The sequence below is a fragment of the Geomonas sp. genome (assembly GCF_035254065.1).
GTDB lineage: Bacteria > Desulfobacterota > Desulfuromonadia > Geobacterales > Geobacteraceae > Geomonas.
Window position 1 is genome coordinate 1 of sequence record NZ_DATFBA010000389.1, and the last position, 4621, is coordinate 4621.

The 4621-nt window shown below is 63.9% G+C and carries 5 protein-coding genes; all 5 read right to left on the bottom strand.

Going from position 1 to position 4621, the window contains the following annotated elements:
• Window positions 1–145 precede the first annotated feature (145 nt).
• Complete coding sequence (locus VJ604_RS18450; RefSeq protein WP_324085034.1) at window positions 146–991, bottom strand: NlpC/P60 family protein; 846 nt, start codon at window positions 989–991, stop codon at window positions 146–148.
• A 177-nt stretch (window positions 992–1168) separates the two neighbouring features.
• Entirely contained in the window at window positions 1169–2140 is a 972-nt protein-coding gene (locus tag VJ604_RS18455) for a polysaccharide deacetylase family protein (RefSeq protein ID WP_324085036.1), read from the bottom strand.
• Window positions 2141–2194: 54 nt separating this feature from the next.
• Window positions 2195–2962, bottom strand: coding sequence for a DUF116 domain-containing protein (locus VJ604_RS18460; RefSeq protein ID WP_324085038.1), 768 nt, complete (start codon window positions 2960–2962; stop codon window positions 2195–2197).
• A gap of 7 nt (window positions 2963–2969) precedes the next feature.
• Window positions 2970–3911: a methionyl-tRNA formyltransferase gene (fmt, locus tag VJ604_RS18465; RefSeq protein ID WP_324085040.1), complete on the bottom strand. Its 942-nt coding sequence runs from the start codon at window positions 3909–3911 to the stop codon at window positions 2970–2972.
• Window positions 3908–4426: a peptide deformylase gene (def, locus tag VJ604_RS18470; RefSeq protein ID WP_324085041.1), complete on the bottom strand. Its 519-nt coding sequence runs from the start codon at window positions 4424–4426 to the stop codon at window positions 3908–3910. Before def ends, fmt begins: the two co-directional genes overlap by 4 nt.
• Window positions 4427–4621: the final 195 nt, after the last annotated feature.

Below are 4621 nucleotides of genomic sequence, written 5' to 3' on the forward strand. Positions count from 1 at the left end.
GAGGCGCTCGACCCCGAGGTGGTGGAAATCTTCCTGGACATCGTCCCCGACGGCCCGCTCCCCAGCAGCGAGGAGTTGCTCCCCCGCAACGACCTGGTGGCGGCCGAGAAGGAGGCGACCATCTCCTCCATGACCGATCCCGCCTTTAGCGGCTGAACCATCTCCTGACGACGAAAGACTTGGCTCCGGCGGCACCCGAAGGAAAGAGGTCGACCGGCTGCCTGCGCTTCATGAGGTGGCGCAGCGTCTCCCGGATCTCGGAGAGGTGCACCCCCATCGCGCCCCCACCGCACCCCATGGTGCTCTGGATGATGGAACTGTCATCCAGCACAATCATCACGTGCCCCTTGTAGACGATCAGGTCGAGCGGTTTAAGCCGTTGCGCGATCTGGTCGGCAGAAAGCCCCGCCACCCGCACCGCCTCCCCATAGGAGGTGAGCGCCGAGGTGTTCCGCGGTGTGAAGCCGTCGGTCGCCTGGTAGAGAAGCCCGGAGCAGTCCACCCCGGCCAGCGGGTCCCCCTGGGGGTAGAGTTCCCTTAACAGCGGCACCCCTTCCTTGACATTCCCCCCCCAGACGTACGGCTTGCCCACGGCAGCCAAAAGCCTCTGCTGCACCACCTCCAACTCGGGAAGCGTGCGCGTCCGCTCGTGCGGCCCTCCCGCGACCTCCTTGACGAAACGTGCATCTACGAAGAAGCCTGTCTTGGATCGATAGGGATAATCGGAGCTGGTCACCCGGTAGATAGTGACGCCGTGGTCCTGCCGCTCCCCCTCGACGCGGAACAGGGTGCCGGTGAGCGCCACGAACTCGACGGGGCGCACCCCCACACAGGGGTCGAGCCTGAAGCTGCCGGAGAAGAACTTGTGAAATTCGGGAGTATTAAGAACCGGTGTCGGCGAGATGGCCGTTACATAGCGGGGGGTATCGTCGGCGAAGGTCATCATGGTCGGGAACAGGGAAAGCATCAGGATGAAGACTGTTATTTTCATAGTGAACGTCTCCCCCCTCGCCCCTTCAGGGGAGAGGGGCTGGGGGTGAGGGAGGCTGAAGACCACGCCCTCACCCGGCCTTCGGCCACCCTCTCCCCCTGAGAAGGAGACGGTAGGCGGAGTCGCTCGAGGGACGGTCAGCGATGATCACGGGATGAAGGCGGCGGAGAGGGACGATCATGGGATGAAGGCCGCCGGCAGCGGCCGCAGCCGGAGTTCCTTCCCGCTCAGCATCGGCAGCACCAGTTTGATCCCCTTGGGCTCGTTGCCGTTACCGTGCACCAGGATGAAGCTACCGTCGCGCGGCGTCTCCCCCTTGGCCAGCCAGGCGTCTGCACCGATCGGGATCAGAGACAGCAGACCCAGCTGCCGCATGGTCTTGGCGTCGGAAACAAGCCCAGGGTAACGGAAGAAGGGGGAAGGGACCAAGTCATGGGCCAACAGTTCCCGCTCCAGCCCCAGCACCTCCTCCATGAAATCGGTTCCCGGCGTCAGCACGAAGTTGCGCTCCAGCGGCGCCTTGGGATCGTAGGTATGGTGGTAGGAGTGGTTGACCCAGGTGATGGCCAGCTTCCCCGCCGCCACCTGCTTCTTCAGGTAGGCCAGCTCCTCCGGGTGGTTGATCAACCAGATGCCGGTGATGCAGATCGCCACCGGCACCGGGCTCCCCTGGCCGAGCCTCTCCACAGCCTCGAAAAGCTGGTACTCGAAGGGACGCTTGGAGGGGCAGAGATCCACGGTCAGGAAGACACCGTCGGCCGCCGATTGGGCCCGGGTCGCGCCGCCGTTTTGCAGCCGGTAGGGGGCGCCGGTGTAGGTCTCGATGGCCTGCAGGTACGGGGAGGAGTGCAGCTTGGCGCCGGGAGGTGTCGAAGCGGGATTCAGCGCCGAGGCGGGGAGATCGGAGGTTTTGAGGGAGACGGGGTCCACCACCAGCAGGTGAGGAACCCCGTTGGACTTGAAGCTCCTGATTGCCACCCGCAGCCCCCCCGCCGCATCCGTCATCGGCTGCCGGATGACCCGGTAGTCGGTGATCTCAGCCGCCGCACAGGGGCCGGCAAGGATTATCTGCAGAAGGATCAGAAGCAGAAAAAACAGGGAGGCTGCCCACCTGGCTGAACCTTTTTCAGGGATTTCCGTGATTGCCATGAAAACAACCATCTCCGTAGGGGCGGTCCCGCGTGGCTCACCTTTTCTGGCTTGCTACAACAGCACCGCGGCGAGCGCCTCCTCGATCTTGTCCACATCCACCTGGGTGTTGAAGCAGGGGCCGAAGGGGCGGTCGTTGAGGACGCCGATGACCGGCAGGGGGTAGCAGTCCTTGATGCCGGAGGTGAGGTCGCGCTCGCAGGCGACCGCCAGCACCAGCTTGGGGCGCTTCTCGATGATGACCTTGCGGGCCAGGGTGCCGCCGGTGGCCACCGAGATGTCGACGTTGTACTTCCTGCCGACGCGGGCAAGCCCCATGATATCGCAGCGTCCGCACCCCACGCACTTGTTGATGTCCCCGGTGACCTTGATCTCGCAGTCGGCCAACTGCAGGCAGTGCGGTAGCAGGATCAGGATGCGGTCCGGCTTGATCTTCAGTCGCTGGGAGATGACCAGGGAATTGTTCATCGCCACGAAAGACTGGCGGATGGTGTCCTTGGAGATGCCGCACAGCCTGCCGATCATCTCGATGAGCGGCAGCAGGAACTTGATGACCACGCCCCTCATGAACTTGGTGAACAGGATGTCCTTGCCGAGCGCGGTGGTCAGGACCAGCAGCGCCGTCCCGAAAAGGGCGACGCCGGAGACGATCACGAAGAACATGCCGGTCCAGCGCGGCAGGTCGGGATGGATGTTGGCGAGCCCCTTGGTCGGGATGTACCAGCCGAGATATATGAGCCCCACCACCAGGATGCAGGTGACCCCCATCAGGGCCACGAACAGCCTCTTCTGGGGCGGCTTGTGATGTTCAGCGTTCTGCATGAAAAGACTACCCCTTCTTGCCGAGGACCAGCCCCGGTTCCAGCCTGCAGCCGGCCAGGAAATCGGCCGCCGGCAGTCGTTTTTTACCTTCCAGCTGCAGCTCGAGGATCAGCACGCTTCCGTTGCCGCAGGCGACCTCGATGCCGTCGCGGCCCGCCTTCAGTACCTCGCCGGGAGCGCCCTTCCCCGCCGCGGTCTGCACCCGGTAGACCTTGAGGAACTTGTCGTCCAGGTGGCTGTAGGCGCCGGGCCACGGGGTCATGCCGCGCACCAGGTTCTTGACGGTGGCGGCGTCCTTGCTCCAGTCGATCTCCCCGTCTTCCTTCTTGAGCATGGAAGCGTAGCAGGTGAGGGTGTCGTCCTGCTTCTCCGGGGTGAGCCGACCGGCCGCCAGCTCGTCGAGGGTCTCGCCCAACAGGTCCGCGCCGATCTGGGAGAGGCGGTCGTGCAGGGAGCTGGTATCCTCGTCGGGGTCGATGGGGGTGGCGCGCTTCAAGAGCATGTCACCGGTATCGAGCCCGACGTCCATCATCATGGTGGTGACACCGGTCTCGGCCTCGCCGTTGATGATGCACCAGTTGAGCGGTGCCGCACCGCGGTAGCGCGGCAAGAGCGAGGCGTGCACGTTGATGCAGCCATGGGTGGGGATGTCGAGCAGTGCCTTGGGAAGGATCTGGCCGAAGGCGACCACCACGATCAGGTCCGGTTTGAGCGCCCTGATCTCCTCGATGTGCTCCGGGTGGCGCACCTTGACCGGCTGCATGACCGGGATGCCGTGCTGTTCGGCGAGCACCTTGACCGGCGGGGGGAGCATCTGCTGCCCGCGCCCCTTCGGGCGGTCCGGCTGGGTGACCACGGCCACCACCTGTTCCCCCCTCTCGATCAGCGTACGCAACGTGGGACAGGCGAATTCGGGAGTTCCCATGAAGACGATGCGCATACCGGTCATTTATGATGCTCCTTTGCATCCTCCTGCGCGCGCAGATAGCGCTTGCGGAAGATCCCCTTCTTGAGCGGGGAGAGATGGTCTATGAAGAGAATGCCGTCCAGGTGGTCGATCTCGTGCTGGAAGGCGATGGCCAAAAGGTCGTCGCAGCGGTAGGTGAGCTCCTCACCGTCCAGGTTGAGCGCCTTGACCACCACGCGGGCATGCCGACGGACGTTGGCGGAGAACTTGGGGATGGAGAGGCATCCCTCCTCCTCGAAGGCCTCGCCTTCGGCGTGGACGATCTCCGGGTTGATGGCGACGATCAGCTCCGGCTTGTCCTCCTGGGTGGAGACGTCGATCACGATGACCCGCTGGTGCACCCCGATCTGGGGAGCGGCCAGGCCGACGCCGGGGGCAGCGTACATGGTTTCCGCCATGTCCCGGACCAGCTCGCGCGTCTTGTCGGTGATGACGGTGACCGGGTTGGAGCGTTTCTTAAGCTCCGGGTCCGGATACGTGAGAATTGTGCGTACCATAAGTCCTTCCTTTTGCGTGGGGCATCGAGCCACTATACAAGAGTTGACGCCAAAAAATCAATGCATTCCTCATGAGCCAAGAGGGAGCTGGCAGCCCCGCTCCCCCGAAGGGTGATCGTGTTAGACGGAGTCCCGCCTTCCTTCTCCCGAAGGTCTTTTCCCCCTACTTGTCGGCCAGCAGCAAGTCACGCTCGT

Coding starts and splice junctions, on each gene's coding strand:
- def (WP_324085041.1), bottom strand. CDS start 4,426: ATGGTACGCACAATTCTCACGTATCCGGACCCGGAGCTTAAGAAACGC.
- fmt (WP_324085040.1), bottom strand. CDS start 3,911: ATGACCGGTATGCGCATCGTCTTCATGGGAACTCCCGAATTCGCCTGT.
- VJ604_RS18450 (WP_324085034.1), bottom strand. CDS start 991: ATGAAAATAACAGTCTTCATCCTGATGCTTTCCCTGTTCCCGACCATG.
- VJ604_RS18455 (WP_324085036.1), bottom strand. CDS start 2,140: ATGGCAATCACGGAAATCCCTGAAAAAGGTTCAGCCAGGTGGGCAGCC.
- VJ604_RS18460 (WP_324085038.1), bottom strand. CDS start 2,962: ATGCAGAACGCTGAACATCACAAGCCGCCCCAGAAGAGGCTGTTCGTG.